The organism is Paracoccus caeni (genome assembly GCF_016629665.1).
Classification (GTDB): Bacteria; Pseudomonadota; Alphaproteobacteria; order Rhodobacterales; family Rhodobacteraceae; genus Paracoccus; species Paracoccus caeni.
The window spans coordinates 137,896-156,777 of sequence record NZ_JAEPRQ010000008.1 but is presented as its reverse complement, the minus strand read 5'-3'; the positions used below and the strand labels follow the sequence as shown (position 1 = coordinate 156,777).

Genomic DNA, 18,882 nt, shown 5'->3' with positions numbered 1-18,882 from the left:
GCGGCGATGATGGACCCGGCCCGTGCCCGTTGTCAAAGCCGGTTCCGGGCGGACGCCAGATCACGATCAGGCGAGTGACGAAGCGCGTGGGCAACGCCGCTTTGTGCGGGTTGAACCAAACCATCGGCAGAATCGTTGTGGTGGATCGCTAAGCTGTCCCTCTTGGCGATCTCTCTGGGGGCGGGGTCGGGTGGCCCCGCCCTTTTCTTGTTGGCTCACAACCCGTTACGAATATCCCGCCAGCTTGGCTGAAGATCCCCCGGCATCGGCGTCGCGGCATGAACACCCCTTGCAATCGCACGCGCCAAGGTTGCCGAAGCGGCATGGCTTAACAAATATGTATCGGCCAGCGGGTCGTTCATCGGCTTTCTGCCGGTAGTGGCCGCGAAAACCAGATCACCGTCCAGCGGCGTGTGGCTGGGCACAAGCGCGCGGGCCATGCCGTCATGCGCAGACGTCGCCAGACGTTGCAGCGCCGCTTTGTCCAGTGCAGCATCAGTCGCGACAATGGCGATTGTGGTCGCCTCTCCCATACGCTTCATCGGCTGGGGCTCATGGGTCGGGTCAAAGTGGCCACCCTGACCAAGCCCGCCGAACTCATCGCCCAATTCCCACGGAGCCGCCCAGAAATGGGCGCTGTCGCCGACCGTGGCCGAGCCTAGCGCGTTGACCACCGCCAAAGCAGCCACGGTGATCCCGTTCGACAAAACCGTCGAGGCAGAGCCAAGACCACCCTTCAGCCATCCGGTCATCGCACCATAGCCCGCACCAACCGTGCCAATGCCGAAATCGACCGAAGCCGCGTTCCAGGCACGGCGTCCAAGCGCGGGATAAGGATTCTGGCTCCACGCCTTATCGCCACCGTTCAGCAGATCGAAAACAATCGCGCCGGGCGCAATGGGCACTTTGGCCGTGCCGATGGCAAAGCCGCGCCCGGCATCGGCAAGTGCCTGCATCACCCCGTCACAGGCCGCCAAACCAAAGGCCGAGCCACCGGACAGAACCAGCGCATCAACCTGCGCCACCAGCTTGTCGGGCGCCAGAAGATCGGTATCGCGAGTGCCGGGCGCACCGCCCATCACATGCACAGCGGCGGCAAAGGGGCGATCAGAGGTCAGCACCGTAACCCCCGAACGCAGCGCCGCATCATCGGCATTGCCGACCAGAAATCCGTCGATATCGGTGATCAGATTGCGAGGGCCGGGCTGCATCCGCATTTTCCTTTCGTCAGAAAGGTCAGAGGTAGCGAATCAGGCAAGCTGAGGCAATCGCAGCCAGGCCCAGATCACCGATGTGCCGCGCGTGATTTGCTGCGGTTTCGCGTCGTCCGCTTCATCATAGAAACATATGTCGTCGCGAAAGCGTGGAAATCCGCCGATCAGGCCATGTTGGGCTGGTTCTGTCATTCCTTTTTTGCAATCGTGTGGGCGATTTGGATCTATCTGTTGATACGGGGACTACCCGATGAATGCTCCTTTCAGCCAGTCCGAACGGCTGGGCCGCCTGACGACGGCACTTGGGCCTGATGCACTGGTCCTGTTGCGCTTCGACGGCGCCGACCACATGAACGATCTGTTCGAATATCGCGTCGAGGCGCTTGCGCCGACCGGAGACGTGGATTTCGACCAGCTCATCGGCACCCATGCCACCGTTCATATCGATGGCCGCGAAGGCAGCCGTGTCTTTGACGGGATCGTCACGCAGACCCGCTGGGCGGGCGTGGGTGAGAATGGTCATCGTTATGACCTAGTGCTGCGGCCATGGCCTTGGCTTGCAGCGCGGCGGCGCAATCAGAAGATTTTCCACAACAAAACCGTTGTGCAGATCATCGAACAGGTGCTGTCCGAATATTCCTCGCTGGGCGATCCTGCGCTTGAGGTGAAGGTGTCGGAAAGCTATCCGGTGCTGGAATACACCGTCCAGTTCCGCGAAAGCGATCTGGATTTCGTGCGCCGCCAGATGGAGCGGCACGGGATCAGCTTCCATTTCCGCCATCAGTCCGGCAGCCATACGATGGTTTTGACCGATGATGTGCTGGCCCACGAATCGATCGGCGCGCGCCCCTACAAGAATTTCGACGGCCATCATCAGGCCGAGGGCGAGCATTTCTGGGACTGGTCGCCCGAACGGAACCTGACGACGGGCGCGGTGCGGCTGATCGACTACAACTTCAAATCGCCGACCGCGGCGATGGAGGTCAGTCGTCTGGGCGATGCCGCGCATGCGTTCGGGCAGTTGGAAAGCTACGAATATCCCGGCGACTATCTGGACGAGGCCGGGGGCAAGGTCGTGGCCCGCGCGCGGATGAACCAAGAGCGCGGCAGTGACCGTCGCAACCGCGCGGTGGGTGACGTGCTGTCGCTGGGCGCGGGCAAGATCGTCGAACTGACCGGCGACCCGGTCCCCGGCACCGGCGAAAAATTCCTGTGCCTCTCGGCCAACTATCACTTCGTGTCGGAAGCCTATGGCTCTGGCAGCGCCTCAAGCGATGGTTACAGCTTCAGCGGCAGCTATACGTTGATGCCCGACACCGCGCCGATGACCTCGCCCAAGCGGACGCCGGTGCCGGTGGTCGAAGGGCCGCAGACCGCCGTGGTCGTCGGCGATGGCGAGATCGACTGCGACGAATTCGGCCGGATTCTGGTCCGCTTCCACTGGGATCTGGAAGGCGCGAAATCGATGCGTTGCCGGGTCGCGCAGAACTGGGCCGGGAACGGGCTGGGCGGCGTCGTCATCCCGCGGATCGGCATGGAGGTCGTGGTCGATTTCATCGATGGCAGCCCCGACAAGCCCATTGTCACCGGCTGCGTCGTCAACGGCTCGAACGGCAATATCTATGGCTTGCCTGCCAGCAAGACGAAAAGCGGTTTCAAAACCAAGACCCACGAAGGCGGCGGCTTCAACGAGCTGAGCTTCGAAGATGCGAACGGCGCCGAAAAGGTCTTTCTGCACGCGCAGAAGGACATGGAACGGGTCATCAAGGACAACGAGTCCACCATGGTTGAAGCTGGCAATCGCAGCATCACCGTGCAGACCGGCGACGAAACCAAAGCTGTTGCCAGCGGCAATCTGTCCGAGACGGTGGCGCTGACGCGCGGCGTGCAGGCGAACAAAATCGTCGAAAGCGCACTGGCGGGAAAGGGCGGGCCGGGGGTCATTTCGTATAACGCGGACAATGACATCGGCATGACCGCGAAGGAAAACGTATCGCTGCATTCGGATATCCACATGCAGCATACATCGACCGAGACGATGGTTCACGATTCAAAGAAAATCGATATTGTAGGCGGCGATAGCATCACGCTGACGGTAGGCGGGTCGAAAATCTCACTGACAAAAGAAGGCATCGTTCTTGAATTCAACGGCACGCGCGTGACGCTGGCCGAAGGGGTTCTGGATCAGGTGGCGGGAATGATCCATCTTAACAAGGATTCGGCTGGCTGATGTATCGCATCAATGAAGGTTTTATCGATCTGCCACCGACCTGGCACGACCGCACGATCAACGTCGTCGCATCGAGCATGGCGGGCAGCGGTGCATCTTTGACGATCACCCGCGACGATGTGCCATGGGGCATGGATTTCGTCGAATATGTAAAAGACCAAGAGGCGCAGGCCGCCAAGGCCCTGAAGAACTTCGAGGTGATCGACCGGCGTGAGCTGCAGATCAACGGCGCCGCGGCTTACGAAATCGAAAGCACATGGGTCGCGAAGCAGGGGCCGATCCATCAGATCATCACCACGGTTCAGATGGGTCAGCGCGCCCTGATCTTGACGGCCTCTACCACCGGCAAGATGAGCGACAACCAAAAGGCCGAGATGCGGCGCATCGTATCGACGCTCGACATGAATCAGGCGAGGGCTTGAAATGTCCGGGGGGATGCTGGCAGGCATGACCTCGGGCGCGTATAGCGCTCAGCCAACTTTCGGCAACCAGAACTGGATAAACAATCCTGGCACCGGCCCGGTTGGCAATCCAACGGGCGGGGGCACCAGCACATTTCCCGAAGGGCTGAGCGAGTATCAGCAGCAAGCCTTGGGAAATGCCGCTACGCAAAGCGATCCCGGTGCAGGGGCGCATTTTGTCGATGGGATCATCGATTCATATAACTCTGGCCCGGTTCAGGCCCTGGCAACCTATGGTCCGATTGCGGCAGCGGGCGTTGGCGGTGCAATCACCGCATCGGCGGCCGGCGCGACCGGGATGGCGCTTGCCGGAGCTGCCGCTGCCGCTGCGCTGCCTGTTGCTGTCGCGACCGCGGCCGGGCTGGTCTATGCCCAGATCGGCTTTGGGATCGGTGAGGGTTTCGGCCACTGGGCAATGGACGCGATGGGCTTTGAGCGTATCGCCGAAGATGGCGAAATGCCCGCGACTGTCGGCCATCCTATCGCGCATGCGGAAACCGGATGGTCTTTGGGCGCGATGGTGCTGGGCGCGGTTGCGGCGGTTGCGGTTGCGGCTTTGGTGGTGGCGACGGCGGGCGCTGCTTCGGTGTTGGTCGTTGCCTTCGTTGCGGGCGCGTCGGCAGGTTTGGTCGGCGGCATCGGGTTCGGCTTCGCCTCGGCCGCGGGTCAGTATGGATCGAACAAGGGAGTCATCAAAAAAGGCTCCGCCAACGTCAAGTTCAACAATAAAAGCGTCGCCCGCGTTTCCGATTTGGTGGATTGCGACGATCACGCGGAATCCTTCGTTGCCGAAGGTGCGGAGACCGTATTCGCGAATAATCTGCCGATTGCGCGTATCGGGCACAAAACCACCTGTAACGGCACCATCAATGATGGTCTCACGAATATCGCCATCGATATCGACACCAGCGCGATTGCTTTGCCAATTGATCGGGGCTGGGCCGAGCGCATCACGGATCTGGGGCTGATCGTTCTGGACTGGCTGCCGATAGGTGGGCGACGTCCGCGCGGCGGTGACCCCGCGACCAATCGCGGCGGCGATCTGCCGAACAGTTGCCGCTCGACCTGTGGCGACCCTATCGATGTGGCAACCGGGCAATTCGTCGATCTGCGCACCGACATCTTTATCCCCGGCACCATCCCGCTGCGGCTTGACCGCTGCCACTCGGTCACGGCGGGCGGATCGCAGGGGCGCGGCTGGTCCGGCACCTGGGCCCAGCATCTGCGGATCGACGGCGAAACCGTCACCTTCCAAAGCCCGGAAGGCAGCCAGATCACCTTCCACGCCCCGCAGGACGAGGTCGTCAGCCACAACCTGCGCTTCCCGCATCTGGAGCTGCTGGGTCGCCGATCTGCCGATCTGTTCCTCTATGACCGGCCCGCACGGCTGTTCTATGTCTTCGCAGACGAGGGTGGCGCGCTTCGCCGTCTGTCCCGGATCGAGGATCGCAACGGCAACCGGATCACCTTCCTTTATGATGATGGCGGACTGCACCGTGTCGAACATTCCGATGGCTTCGCCCTTCAGGTTCACAGCGAAAGAGGTCTGATCCGCCACGCCGCATTGCAGGCGGCGGATGCGGATGAATGCGTCTTTTCATGGGATTACACGCGCGATGGTCGGCTGAAAGAGGTGCAATCCTCGCAGACCGGGACCATGCGTTATGATCACGACGCCGAGGGTCGTATCACCGCCTGGCACGATGCCAAGGATACCCATGTCCACTACGAATATGGCGAACATGGCCGCATCGTCCGGACCTGGACCGATAGCGGCCATATGTCGGGTCAGATCGATTATGACCTGCGCCGCAAGCGCACCGTCTATACCTCGGCACAGGGCGAAGCGACGGCATTCGATTGGGATGAGGATGGTCTTGTCTGGCGGCTCACCGATCCGCTGGGCCATGTCTGGCTGACCGAATGGGACCGCGCGCTGCATGTCACCGCCCGTGTCGATCCGCTTGGGAACCGGAGCGAGTTCACCTATGACGCATTCGGCAATCTGACCCGGCACAAGAATGCCGAAGGGGTCGTGATCTCTTTCGATCATGATGCCAGCGGTCAGTTGCTCGCCAGCACCGATGCGATGGGCAACCGCACCGAATTCCGCCATGACGAACGCGGCAATCTGGTCGGGCTGACCGATGCGCTTGGCAGGGTGACCACAATGGGCCTTGGCCTGAAGGGTGAATTGCTGCGGATCGATCTGCCCGGCGGCGTTCAGGAGCGTATCTACTACGACCCGCTTCTGCGCCCCTCGCGCCGTCGCGACCCTGACGGGAACGAGACCCTGATGGGCTACGATACCGAGGGCCGCCTGCGCTGGTACACCGACGAAATCGGCGCAACGACCCGATATGATATGACACGCGGTGCCGAGAACCCGCGCGGCGCGCTGCGCATGCTGGAAACGCCCGATGGCGCCATCTCGACCCTCTCCTGGGACATCGAAGGCCAGCTTCGCACAATCACCGATCCGAACGGCACCAGCCGGCATTTCCGCTTCGGCGCCTTCGACCTGCCGGTCGAGACCGTCGATGCCAAAGGCCACCGGCTGCGGCTGGAGCATGACCCGCACCTGCGCCTTTCAGCCGTCGTGAACGAATTGGGCGAGCGGTATGAATACGCCTATGACGCGGTAGGCAACCTGACCGCCGAACGTGACTATTCTGGCCGGGTAACGCGCTACAACCATGACGCCGTCGGTCGCGTCATCCAGAAGATCGCGACCAACGGCACCCGCACCGATTTCACCTATTCCCCGTCCGGTCTGCTGCTCAGCCAGCGGATCGAGGGCGAGGCCGAGACACGCTTCACCTATGACCCAAGCGGCATGATGATCCGGGTCGAAAATGGCGCGGCGGTTGTCGAATATGACTACGATGCCCTTGGCCGCGTTGTGGCTGAACGACTGAATGGGCGCGAGATCACCTCGGAATATTCCGTTGCCGGTCAGCGGATCGCCCGGTCTGGCGATGTTCTGCACCTGACGGCGGGCTGGACCCGCGCGGGACTGCCAACTGAACTGGGGATCGGCGATCACGCCCCGTTGGCCTTCCATCATGATCCTCGCGGGCTAGAGCAGTTGCGGTCCTCGCCCACCGGCTTTGCACTGGCGCAGGGCCACACCATTATGGGCCAGTTGTCCGAGCAGATGGCCGGTCCGCTGGCACGCCTGCCGGAAGAAGCGCGGCGCGGCGGGTTGGGCCATAGTATCCCGGTGGAAATGGCGACGCGGATCGGCGCACGGGCGCATCGCAGCTATGACTGGGACAAACTTGGCCGCGCCATCTCGGTGAACGACCGGGTGATGGGGCTGGTTCGGTTCGACTATGACCAGCGCGGGCAGGTGACGACCACCCGCCGCGATACGCCGGACGGGCAATCGGCGCTGTCACATTTCGAATACGACCCCGCCCGCAACATCGCGGCGGTGATCGAGGCTGGCCGCACCGTCCCGGTCGAAAGCAATGCTGGCCGCATCAAGCGGCGCGGCACCGTCAGCTATCGCCACGACGATTGCGGCCGCGTGATCGAAAAGCGCGTCGAGGAGCCGGGCTTCCGGCCCCGCGTCTGGCATATGGATTGGGACGGGCAGGATCAGTTGTCGGCTGTGACAACCCCCGACGGCACCGTCTGGCGCTACACCTATGACCCCCTTGGTCGCCGCATCGCCCGCGCCTCTGGCAGTCAGGGTTACGCCTATCAATGGGAAGGCGACCGCCTGATCGCCGAGGCTCCGATGACCGCCAATGGCGAAGTGGCATGGGACAGCGCCCGCCACTGGGTTTACGAGCCGGGCAGCTTCCGTCCGCTGGCCCAGATCGACGGCGAGGTTCTGCATTACGTCGTCACCGACCACCTTGGCACCCCGCGAGAGCTGTTTTCCGAGGACGGCACCGAGGTCGCCTGGCGTTCCGAACTGGGCCTTTGGGGTGATATCGCCGAACTGCGCCTGCCGCGTCCGGCCAATGACAACGAAGCGCCTGCCGACTGTCCGATCCGGTTCCAGGGCCAGTGGGAAGATGCGGAAACCGGCCTCTATTACAACCGCTTCCGCTACTATGACCCAGAGGCGACGCAATACCTTTCGCCTGACCCGATAGGCTTGGCGGGTGGGGTCAGGCCACAGGGATATGTGGCGGACCCGAATGGGTGGGTTGATCCGTTGGGATTGGCACCGATTACGCCCGGTGATTTCGGACTAGGCACCATTACCGACGACCCCGTTTTGCATCGGCTGTGGATCGACGCAATGAAAGATGCGGCGGCAGCCAAGAAAAGCAATGGCTATACACGACTGCTGGAACTATATGACCAAGGCAAGACGCCTACGACCAAGCAACTGGAAGCCGCCTTCAAATCGGTAAATGATCGTTTCCTGTCAAGCGCCCGTAATGCTGGCTACACCATCGCACAGACACACCACTGGAACTACAACAAAGGCAGCTACCCGACTCAGATCGTAGATCCACGTCATCTTGTCCCGACTCCGTCGCGCGCTGTGCATCAGCAAATTCACCAAGCGACCACATCGAACCCTTCGAAGCCTTGGGCTGGCCCGATCGCGGATGAGCACCGTATAAACATCCCCGATCATTCCACGCCCTTGCCTCCCCGGCCCACATGCAAATGAACGAATACCAAGCTCTTCTGTCTGACCTCGGCTTTGCCCGCGCGGCAAATATCTCTGCTGCACCGATGCAGGCATTGTTCGGAGGTTATGAAGCGCCACCAGAGTGGTATGGCTTTCCGCCAGCGCTCATCCCGATTGTGTCGGACGGCTCACTGCCGCTTTATGTTGGGCTATGGAAACACTGGTTTCTTCCCAGAACGCCAAGCTTTGTCGAAGTCAGCGTCAGCGATGATTACCGAACCGAAGAAATCGCCCGCACTGAAGATCAGCTTACCCAACTTATGGTCGCCCGGCTTATTGTTCACCGCGATGGTATCGACGACGAAGTTCGGGCCTTCGCCGCGGATCTGGATGTCGAAAATCTGGATGAGATCGATGCCTTTACGGACCTTTCCGGCGATGACCTCTCAGCATATGCGGCCCTGCCTGCGTTTTCTAACCGCACGCCCCGCATCGCATCGCAGGACGGCGACTATTCCGGCGAATTTCCTTTCGCAGGACAATACGATGCGGACCGACAGGCGTTCTTCGAGTTCGAGGACTTACCGCCTGCTGCCGAGGCCCTCTGGCTTGATCCCGTCTCTGATAAGGCAGCAGCTTTCGACCACTTCATGGCCCAATCCGAATTCGCCAAGGCTTGGTTGACTATTAACGGAACGGGTTGGTCCTTCGCCGACGCGGCTCTAGCTATCACTGAGTTGAGCAGGGCCCCCTCTGCAGACCCTCTTTTCCGGCGTATGGCGGAAATTTGGTCACAGCATGCATCTCAGGAAAGCGGCGGATACTGAGGTCTGATATAACTTCTCCGCCGTGACATCCTCGAAGATCTGGGCGCCTCTAAAAGCGAGGATTCCAATGCCGTCATGGCGATCCCAGGATTCCTTTTAGAATCAATTTTCTAGAAGATCCTATGAGAGGATAAAGCTATCCCTCATTGAAGTCTCAGAACAACGGACCATGCAAATAGTTGTAGAAGAAGTAAGGAAAACGATCGAGCATTTGGTTCGTTCAGAGGTCGGCCGCAATGTCGGAGAAGGCCAACCAGAGCTGAATCTGCAAAGCTTCGTCGCACCGATTTGGGCAGAGACCGCCGCGAAAGCGGAGCATCTTCAGGAAGCGGACGAGTTGTCAGATTTCCTGCTCTACTTGCGGCCCGAGGCCGAATTTGATGATCCAGAACTGCGCGCTCAGTTCAGCCGCGAGATGAACGAAATCGCAAAACTGGTAAAGCCGATCTGCGAGGAAAAGCTAAGCGGCATTGAGATTCCCGGCTTCGAGAATGAAGCTGTGGGCTTTCAGCCGCCATATGCGGTGCAGACCTTAGAATTTGTAATAATATCTTTAGCGCAAGAGCTTTTCGCGCAGAAAAAATATGGCTTGATCGATCCGCTACCCTGCCAAGATCTGCTTAAGGTCTATCAACACGGGCACATACTCTGCGGATATGACACAGCGGATTCGGCCATTATTCTGTACTGACCCAATCTAGACAAGCCGCCAGAGAACCCGTGCATTCGCCCGAGGCGAAGCGATCTTTGTGCGCCATTCTCACCGAATGCATCAACGCTTTCACGACGCATCCGATTACGATACACACTATCCAAATCGTTTCGGTTCGCGAGAGGCGGGAAGCTAGACCCATGGCAACACTCAAGGACGTCGCCAAGGCATCGGGCCTTTCCGTGACTCAGGTCAGCCGTGCGTTGAACAACCATTCCGACGTGAACGAAGCCACCCGCGACAAGGTCAAGGCTGTCGCGCGGTCACTACATTACAGCCCCAATCTCTCGGCGCGGAAACTGGTGTCGGGCCGTTCGGGGATGGTCGGGCTGGTCGTTCCTCTGATGCCCGATCTGGCCAGCGATGGTGTTTTCATGGAGGGGGTCGCCGGGCTTTCGACGCAGTTTTCGGACCGGGATATGCAGTTCGTGCTGCACGTCACGCGCGAGTCCGAGCAGGCGATCATTCCGGTTTATAAACGGCTGATCGGCAACGGAGCACTGGACGGCTTTGTCCTGATGCACCCCGATGAAAATGATTGCCGTGCCAGCTACCTTGCCCGCGAGGGCGTGCCTTTCGTGGTCCATGGCCGCATTGGGACAGATCCGGACCATGCCTATTTCGACATTGATAATGAAGGTATTTTCTACGATCTGACACAACACCTGACCGCGCTTGGTCATCGCCGCATCGCTTTTCTGAACGGCCTTTCCTGGCGCACCTATGTCGGGGCGCGGCTGCGCGGATATCAGCGTGCCCTGCGCGATGCTGGCATTGGACCAGAGCAGGAAATCATCCGCAATGGTGAGATGACCGAGGCGCTTGGTCTTGTGTCATCGGTCGAGCTTTTTGCCGCGGACGGGCCGACACCCACTGCGGTCATTTGTGGCAGTGTCCGGATCGCAAAAGGGGTCTATCAGGCGCTGAACGTGTTGGGCCTGTCGATCCCCCAAGACGTGTCCGTCCTTGCCCATGACGACCATCTTTCACAAATTCAGACTGCCGCCTTCTTTCCCGCGCTCAGCGTCAGCGATGCTCCGCTCAGCGAAAGCTGGAAACCGCTCGCGGACTGTCTGGCAGATGCGATTGCGGGCGCAGATCTGGCTGACGTGCAGCGTATCGGCAGTCACCAGATCATTTTGCGCCATTCCACTGCTGCACCGCGCAGATAAGCCTGTATCGTTACAAAACGAATCATTGATCGAGGGGACCGTTTCCGCTAACAGTTCCGAAACGTTTCGGATGCTTTTATTAACTTTTCAAAACATTCGTTCGTTGCAGGAGGGGCGCGGCACGGTCACGATGTCGTGGACAACAAGGGGGAGAAAATCAATGAGAATCAAATCCATCAGGACAGGTCTGTCTGCGCTTGCGGTGATGGCGATCACCAGCGCGCCCGCAGCCTGGGCCGAAGAATTGTTCTATGTCAGCGGCGCAGTCGGTAATGCGCTGGAAAACTTCAAAGTCATCGTGAAACCATGGGAAGAGGCGACCGGCAACACGGTCACCATCGTCCCGATGCCATCCTCGACCTCGGACCAATTCGCGCAATACCGACTGTGGCTGGCGGCTGGAACGTCCGACATCGACCTCTATCAGACCGATGTGATCTGGGCGCCGCAGCTTGCAGACCATTTCGTCGATTTGTCAGAGGCCGCAGGCGACCTGATCCCGCAGCACTTCCCGTCTGTCATCGAAAGCCAAAGCGTGGACGGTAAGCTTGTCGCCCTGCCGCTCTTTACCGATGCCCCGGCGCTTTATTATCGCAGCGACCTGCTGGAGAAATACGGCAAGGAAGTCCCCACCACCTGGGAAGAGCTGACGCAGACCGCGCAAGAAGTCCAGGACGCCGAGCGGGCCGAAGGGTCGCGCGATCTTTGGGGCTATGTCTGGCAGGGCAACGCCTATGAAGGGCTGACCTGCAACGCGCTGGAATGGGTGAAATCCTTCGGCGGCGGTCAGATCGTCGAGGCTGACGGCACCATCTCGATCAACAACGAAAACGCGGTGAAGGCGCTGGAAACGGCGCAAGGCTGGATCGGCACGATCAGCCCCGGCGGCGTCCTGTCCTATCAGGAAGAGGAAGCCCGTGGCGTCTGGCAGACCGGAAACGCGGTCTTCATGCGCAACTGGCCCTATGCCTATGCACTTTCCGAGGGCGATGACAGCGCGGTGAAGGGCAAGTTTGACGTGGCTCCGCTGCCGACGGGCGGTGATAGCTCTGCTGCGACGCTGGGCGGTTGGAACGTTGCCGTGTCGCGCTATTCGACCAAACAAGAGGCTGCGATCAGCCTCGCGCTGTTCCTTGCCAGCGTCGAAGGCCAAAAGGCCGGCGCGCTTATGAACGGCAACCTGCCGACGATCCCGGCGCTCTACGAGGATGCCGAAATCGCGGAAAAGGTGCCGCTGATCCCGCGCTGGAAGGAAGTCTTCGAGCAGGCGGTTCCGCGCCCCTCCGCCCCGGTCAAGGGCAAGTATAACGAGGTTTCCGCGAAATTCTGGTCCGCTGTGCACAATACGCTTTCGGGCAATGGCACCGCAGCCGAGAATCTGGAAATCCTCGAGCTTGATCTCGACGATATCAAGGGTTCTGACTGGTAATCAGTCCGGCTTACTTCTCTGCCGCAGGGGCGGGCGCTGACGGCGCCCCTCCGCCATCGGCCCACGGGCCATGATGAGGAGATTATTGCAATGACCGACCAAACTCTGGGCCGCGCATCCGGTCCCAGCCTGAAGCAGCGTCGGCAAAGGGCGGCCTTCTGGTTCCTCGCCCCGATGCTGATCGCGCTGTTCTTCGTCGCCGCATGGCCGCTTCTGCGCACCATCTGGTTTTCGTTCACCGACGCGACTTTATCCAATCTTTACGATGCCGAATGGATCGGCTTCGACAACTATCTGCAGACCAGAGAGCTATCCTCGGGACGTGTCGTCTATCGCGGCACGCTGGTTGATCCGGCCTGGTGGAACGCGGTCTGGAATACGGTCCGCTTCTCGTTCGTCTCGGTCTTTTTCGAGACCATCTTCGGCCTGATCGTCGCGCTGGTGATGAATGCCGAATTCAAGGGCCGCAGCCTCGTCCGCGCCGCCATCCTGATCCCATGGGCCATCCCGACCATCGTTTCCGCGAAAATGTGGAGCTGGATGCTCAATGACCAGTTCGGCATCCTGAACGACATTTTGCTGAACCTTGGGCTGATCAGCCACCGCATCGCCTGGACCGCCACGCCGGAAACGGCAATGACCGCGGTGCTGATCGTCGATATCTGGAAGACCACGCCCTTCATGGCGCTGCTGATCCTTGCCGGATTGCAAATGGTCCCGCGTGATATTTACGAGGCCGCGCGCATCGACGGTATCCACCCGGTCAAGGTGTTCTTCCGGGTCACGCTGCCGCTGATCAAACCGGCAGTCATGGTCGCGGTGATCTTCCGCATGCTGGACGCGCTGCGCATCTTTGATCTGGTCTATGTGCTGACGCCAAATTCGGCGGCCACGAAAACCATGTCGGTGATCAGTCGCGAGAACATGATCGACTTCGACAAGTTCGCCTATGGGGCCGCGCAATCGACCCTGCTGTTCGCAATCATCGCCGTGTTCGTCAGCCTGTATATCTGGCTGGGCCGCGTCGATCTTGGAGGGGAGCGTCGCTGATGTCACATCCTCTGATCAAGACTATCGGCTTCTACGCGCTGGTCGCGGTGATCGTGGTCTTTGCGGTCTTCCCGTTCTACTACGCCATCGTCACCAGCTTCTCCAGCGGCACCGCGCTGTTCCAAGTGAACTACTGGCCCAAATCCTTCAACTGGGTGAACTACGAAACGGTGATGGGCAACCGGAACTTCGTCCGCTCGATCGTCAATTCGGTCTTCATCGCCGGCTGCACCGTGGCATTCGCGCTGTTTCTGGCGGTCACCGCCGCCTATGCGCTGTCGCGGGTGTCCTTCCGGGGGCGCGGGCTGTTACTGATGACCATCCTCGCGGTGTCGATGTTCCCGCAGATCGCGGTTCTGGCCGGTCTCTTCGAACTGGTCCGCTTTCTTGGCATCTTCAACACCCCTTGGGCGATGATCCTGTCCTACACGATCTTCACCCTGCCCTTTACGGTCTGGGTGCTGACCACCTTCATGCGCGACCTTCCGGTCGAGATCGAGGAAGCCGCCATCGTCGATGGGGCAACGCCCTGGGTGATCGTGACGAAGGTGTTCCTGCCGCTTCTGTGGCCGGCGCTGGTGACGACCGGGCTTCTGGCCTTCATCGGGGCGTGGAACGAGTTTCTCTTCGCGCTGACCTTCACCAGCTCGGAATCGATGCGCACCGTTCCCGTGGCCATCGCGCTGTTGTCGGGTGCCTCGCAGCAAGAAATCCCGTGGGGTCCGATCATGGCAGCCTCGGTCATCGTGACGGTGCCGCTGATCGTTCTCGTCCTCATTTTCCAACGCAAGATCGTCGCGGGCCTGACCGCTGGCGGAGTGAAAGGCTGAACCCATGGCCAAGATCGAGTTGAAAAACGTCACCAAGTCCTATGGCGCAGTAGAGGTCATCAAGGGCATCGACCTCGACATCAAGAAGGGCGAGTTCATGGTCTTCGTCGGCCCTTCGGGCTGCGGTAAGTCCACGCTTCTGCGTCTGATTTCGGGGCTGGAAGAGATCACGACCGGCGACATGCTGTTCGACGATCAGCGGGTGAACAACCTTGTTCCCTCGGACCGTGGCATCGCCATGGTGTTCCAAAGCTACGCGCTTTATCCGCATATGAAGGTCTATGACAACATGGCCTTCGGGATGAAGCTGGCCAAGCAGGACAAGGCGGCCATCGACAAGCGCGTCCGCGATGCCGCGCGGATGCTGCAGATCGAACATCTGCTGGACCGCCTGCCCCGTCAGCTTTCGGGCGGTCAGCGTCAGCGTGTCGCCATCGGCCGCGCCATCGTGCGCGACCCACGGGTGTTCCTGTTCGATGAACCGCTGTCGAACCTCGACGCCGCCTTGCGCGTGGCAACCCGGCTTGAGATCGCCAAGCTGCACGAAACGATGAGCGATGTGACCATGATCTACGTGACTCACGATCAGGTCGAGGCGATGACACTTGCCGACCGGATCGCGGTCTTGCGCGATGGCCGTCTTGAACAGCTTGGCACCCCGGCAGAGCTTTACGAAAGCCCGAATTCGGTCTTCGTGGCGGGGTTCATCGGCAGTCCGAAGATGAACTTCCTCAAGGGGAAGTTCGCCGAGGACAAGGGTTGCGCCACGTTGGGCGCGCGACCCGAACATATCGACATCGTTCCCGAAGGCACCGGCGACTGGTCCGGCGAGGTCGTCCATGCCGAGGATCTGGGCTCGGACAACTACCTCTTCGTCGAAATCGGTGCCGACGAGCCGCTGATCGTTCGCCAGCCCGGCAAGCTGGCCATTCCTCAGGGCAGCAAGGTTTCGCTGCAACCCCAACCTCAACATCTGCATCGCTTCGGAGCGGACGACCGACCGCTGCGCTGATCACCTCCACATCGCGCCCCGTCACCGGGGCGCTCAACACCCCCCGCAGGATATTCCTGCGGGGCATTGAAAGGCTCTTGCCATGACTATCCGCGTCACTGTCTGGAACGAGAACGTTCACGAACAGGAAAACAAGATCGTCGCCTCGGTCTATCCCGAGGGGATTCACGGTGCCATCGCCGAGGCGCTGAACACCGATCCGGCGATCACCGCGACCACCGCCACCCTTCAGGAACCCGATCATGGCCTGACCGAGGAAAAGCTGGCGCAGACCGATGTCCTCTTCTGGTGGGGCCATTGCGCGCATGGCGAAGTGTCAGATGCCGTCGTGGACCGCGTCTGCAACGCCGTCTGGGCGGGCATGGGCATGGTCTTCCTGCATTCGGCGCATTTCTCGAAGCCCTTCAAGCGGCTGATGGGCTCACCCTGCAACCTGACCTGGCGCGAGGCGGGCGAGCGTGAGCGGCTGTGGTTGACCTCGCGCAACCACCCGATTGCGGCGGGCCTGCCCGATCATTTCGAGCTTGAGAACGAGGAAATGTATGGCGAACCCTTCGGCGTGCCCGAACCGCTGGAAACCGTGTTCCTTAGCTGGTTTTCGGGGGGCGAGGCATTCCGCTCGGGTCTGACCTACAAGCGTGGCGCGGGCAATCTGTTCTACTTCCGCCCCGGCCACGAAACCTATCCGACCTATCACAACGAGAATGTGCAGCGGGTTCTGCTGAACGCGGCAAAATGGGCCTACAACCCCGCCCCGCGCCTGACCGATCCGAATGTCGCCCCGAACGTTCCCGTCGAGCAAGCGTTGGAGCAGATCGAGGAACGCGGCCCGAAACTGCATCACGACGGCGAAGAAGGATTCCGATGATGAAGCCTGTCCGCTTATTGATCCTCGGCACCGGCGGCATGGCGCAGCACCATGCCAAGGGTTTCTCGGTCATCCCCGGCGTCAGCATCGTCGCCGGGGTCGATACACGGCCCGAACAGCTTGCGACCTTCTGCAAGACCTTCGAGATCCCGAACAGCTTCGCCACGCTGGACGAGGCGATCCTCTGGGGTCAGTTCGACGCCGTAACCAATGTCACCCCCGACGCGGCGCATTACCCCACCACCATGCCTTTGCTGGCGGCGGGCAAGCATGTGCTGTGCGAAAAGCCGCTGGCAACCAAGGCCGCCGATGCCGAGGATATGGCAGCGGCGGCGCAGCGGGCTGGCGTGGTGAATATGGTCAACCTGTCCTATCGCAACGTTCCGGCGCTGCAGCAGGCCGCCCGCATGGTCCGCGCAGGCGAGATCGGCACCGTCCGGCATTTCGAGGCCTCGTATCTGCAAAGCTGGCTGACGCAGCCCGCTTGGGGCGACTGGCGCACCGAAAGCCAATGGCTCTGGCGGCTGTCCAGCGCACATGGATCAAAGGGCGTGCTGGGCGATGTCGGCATCCATATCCTCGACTTCGCCACCTTCATCGCCGCACAGGAAGCGCGCGAGGTCTCGTGCCGCCTTGCCACCTTTGAAAAGGCACCGGGCGGGCGGATTGGCGACTATATTCTGGACGCCAATGACGCCGCGACGATGCAACTTCTGCTGGATAACGGGACGCTGGGCACCGTGGCTGCGACCCGTTTCGCCAGCGGCCATCTGAACGATCTGCGCCTGCGGATCTATGGCGACAAGGGCGGGCTGGAGGTCAGCTTCGAGAAGCAGGAAAGCCGGTTGCGCGCCTGCCTTGCCCCTGATCTGCAAACAGCGGAATGGCGCGACATCGAATGCCCGCCGGTCGTGCCGATCTATCAGCGCTTCATTGACGCGATTCAGGGCAAAGGTCCGGCCGAGCCCGACTTCGCCCGCGGCGCATCCCTGCAACGCCTGCTTGACCGGGCCGAGGCTTCTGCCCTGCAGGGCGGCCTGAGCCTCGCCGTCTGACAAGCCCGGCGGCACTTTTCACGGTGTCGCCGGATTTTTCACAGCCGTTTTCAAACCCGACAGCCCATACCGCGCCCCGGAACATAAAAAAACGCCCCGCCAATGGCAGGGCGTCTTTGTCAGGACCAGCGGGCGACTGCGATCAGGTCACCGCGCGGTCCTTGATCATCCAAGAACCGCCTCGGGTTCGACAATCACGCTCCAGCCATCAGGGCCTGCGATGTCGCCGGTATAGATGCCTTGCAGGGTGGTGCGCAGGCGGCGGGCGGTTTCGCCGGGCTGGCCGATCTCCAGCTCGCCGTCGCTATGCTTCAGGCGGGAAACGCTGGCGATGATGGCAGCGGTGCCGCAGACGAAAACTTCGCTGATCTCGCCCGCTTCGACATCTGCTTGCAGCGCGTCGAAGGTATAGGGCACCTCTTCCACGGTGATCCCGTCAGCCTTTAGCAGTTCGATCACCGAGGCGCGGGTGATCCCCGGCAGGATGGTGCCCAAAGGCGGGGTTTGCACACGGCCATCCTTGCGCACGAAGAAGATGTTCATGCCGCCAAGCTCTTCGATCTGGCGGTTTCCGCAGGCGCTGAGGAACAGCACCTGATCGCATCCCTCGCTGGAGGCGCGGCTTTGCGCCATCAGGCTGCCTGCATAATTGCCGCCGCATTTGGCAGCGCCGGTGCCGCCGGGGGCGGCGCGGCTGGTTTCATTCTCGACCCAGACGGTCAGACCCTTTGCCCCGGCGCGGAAGTAATCGGCGGCGGGCGAGGCGATCACGCAGAAGGTGCAGCGATTGGCAGGGCGGACGCCAAGGAAGCTTTCATCGGCGAACATGAAGGGGCGCAGATAAAGACTGCCCTCGGCCGGGATCCAGCCGCGCTCGACGCTGACCAGCGTGCGGACCGAGTCCAGAAACAGCTCGGGTGGCACTTCCGGCATCGCCATCCGGCGCGCGGAACGGTTCATCCGCGCGGCGTTTTCCGCCGGGCGGAACAGCCGGATGCTGCCATCGGCGCCGCGATAGGCCTTCATCCCCTCGAACAATTGCTGGCCATAGTGAAAGGCGGCGTTTTCGGGGTTCATCTGAAACGGCTTGCGCGGGCCCAGTTCGGGCTGCTGCCAGCCGCCGTCACGGGTCCAGGTCGCGGTAATCATGTGATCGGTGAAGATCGTGCCGAAGATCGGCGATTGCAGCAGCTTCTCGCGCTCGGCCTCTGCCACCGGATTTGCACTCAGCGTTATGTTTACCGTCATCTGATACCCTTTCTCATCCCCAATTCCGGTCGGCTTGCCCGCGCAATGTTGACACCTGCCGCAAGCGATTGACCAGACCCGAAACCGCCTTGCCTTGGGAATATCCTCTAGCCCGGCTGGCGGCGCTCCGCCACCTTGTCATTCATCCATTTCGATAGCCCAAGGCAGGCCATC

14 protein-coding genes are annotated in these 18,882 nt (G+C 60.9%); 12 read left to right on the top strand and 2 right to left on the bottom strand.

All coding sequences use genetic code 11. The features are described from left to right. Positions 1–215: 215 nt before the first annotated feature. The gene (locus tag JJJ17_RS17370; protein WP_200688723.1) at positions 216–1,211 is read right to left on the bottom strand and encodes a P1 family peptidase; all 996 of its coding nucleotides are present in this window, start codon (positions 1,209–1,211) and stop codon (positions 216–218) included. A gap of 253 nt (positions 1,212–1,464) precedes the next feature. On the opposite strand from JJJ17_RS17370, the gene JJJ17_RS17365 reads away from it, so the two are divergent. From JJJ17_RS17365 to JJJ17_RS17310, 12 genes are all read left to right on the top strand, one after another. Continuing rightward, the gene (locus JJJ17_RS17365) at positions 1,465–3,444 is read left to right on the top strand and encodes a type VI secretion system Vgr family protein (RefSeq protein WP_200688722.1); all 1,980 of its coding nucleotides are present in this window, start codon (positions 1,465–1,467) and stop codon (positions 3,442–3,444) included. Next, the gene (locus JJJ17_RS17360; RefSeq protein ID WP_200688718.1) at positions 3,444–3,866 is read left to right on the top strand and encodes a DcrB-related protein; all 423 of its coding nucleotides are present in this window, start codon (positions 3,444–3,446) and stop codon (positions 3,864–3,866) included. The genes JJJ17_RS17365 and JJJ17_RS17360 overlap by 1 nt, the downstream gene beginning before the upstream one ends. Before the next feature lies 1 nt (position 3,867). Further along, positions 3,868–8,544: an RHS repeat-associated core domain-containing protein gene (locus JJJ17_RS17355; RefSeq protein ID WP_200688716.1), complete on the top strand. Its 4,677-nt coding sequence runs from the start codon at positions 3,868–3,870 to the stop codon at positions 8,542–8,544. Beyond that, complete coding sequence (locus JJJ17_RS17350) at positions 8,541–9,332, top strand: hypothetical protein (protein ID WP_200688714.1); 792 nt, start codon at positions 8,541–8,543, stop codon at positions 9,330–9,332. Before JJJ17_RS17355 ends, JJJ17_RS17350 begins: the two co-directional genes overlap by 4 nt. A 169-nt stretch (positions 9,333–9,501) precedes the next feature. Beyond that, on the top strand, positions 9,502–10,023 hold the full coding sequence (locus JJJ17_RS17345) for a hypothetical protein (RefSeq protein ID WP_200688712.1): 522 nt from the start codon (positions 9,502–9,504) through the stop codon (positions 10,021–10,023). A 29-nt stretch (positions 10,024–10,052) separates the two neighbouring features. Then, entirely contained in the window at positions 10,053–11,216 is a 1,164-nt protein-coding gene (locus tag JJJ17_RS17340; protein ID WP_200688710.1) for a substrate-binding domain-containing protein, read from the top strand. Between the two features lie 160 nt (positions 11,217–11,376). Continuing rightward, positions 11,377–12,645, top strand: coding sequence for an ABC transporter substrate-binding protein (locus JJJ17_RS17335; protein WP_200688707.1), 1,269 nt, complete (start codon positions 11,377–11,379; stop codon positions 12,643–12,645). Between the two features lie 90 nt (positions 12,646–12,735). Further along, complete coding sequence (locus JJJ17_RS17330) at positions 12,736–13,695, top strand: carbohydrate ABC transporter permease (protein ID WP_200688705.1); 960 nt, start codon at positions 12,736–12,738, stop codon at positions 13,693–13,695. Then, positions 13,695–14,525 carry a carbohydrate ABC transporter permease gene (locus JJJ17_RS17325; protein WP_200688703.1) on the top strand — a complete coding sequence of 277 codons (831 nt, stop codon included), beginning with the start codon at positions 13,695–13,697 and terminating at the stop codon, positions 14,523–14,525. Before JJJ17_RS17330 ends, JJJ17_RS17325 begins: the two co-directional genes overlap by 1 nt. Before the next feature lie 4 nt (positions 14,526–14,529). Then, positions 14,530–15,537, top strand: coding sequence for an ABC transporter ATP-binding protein (locus JJJ17_RS17320; protein WP_200688701.1), 1,008 nt, complete (start codon positions 14,530–14,532; stop codon positions 15,535–15,537). A gap of 82 nt (positions 15,538–15,619) precedes the next feature. Beyond that, positions 15,620–16,405, top strand: coding sequence for a ThuA domain-containing protein (locus JJJ17_RS17315; protein ID WP_200688699.1), 786 nt, complete (start codon positions 15,620–15,622; stop codon positions 16,403–16,405). Next, positions 16,402–17,460, top strand: a complete 1,059-nt coding sequence (locus JJJ17_RS17310; protein WP_200688697.1) for a Gfo/Idh/MocA family protein — start codon at positions 16,402–16,404, stop codon at positions 17,458–17,460. The genes JJJ17_RS17315 and JJJ17_RS17310 overlap by 4 nt, the downstream gene beginning before the upstream one ends. A 165-nt stretch (positions 17,461–17,625) precedes the next feature. Here the strand turns inward: JJJ17_RS17310 and JJJ17_RS17305 are convergent, their stop codons facing one another. Beyond that, positions 17,626–18,708, bottom strand: coding sequence for a branched-chain amino acid aminotransferase (locus tag JJJ17_RS17305; RefSeq protein WP_200688695.1), 1,083 nt, complete (start codon positions 18,706–18,708; stop codon positions 17,626–17,628). Positions 18,709–18,882 lie beyond the last annotated feature (174 nt).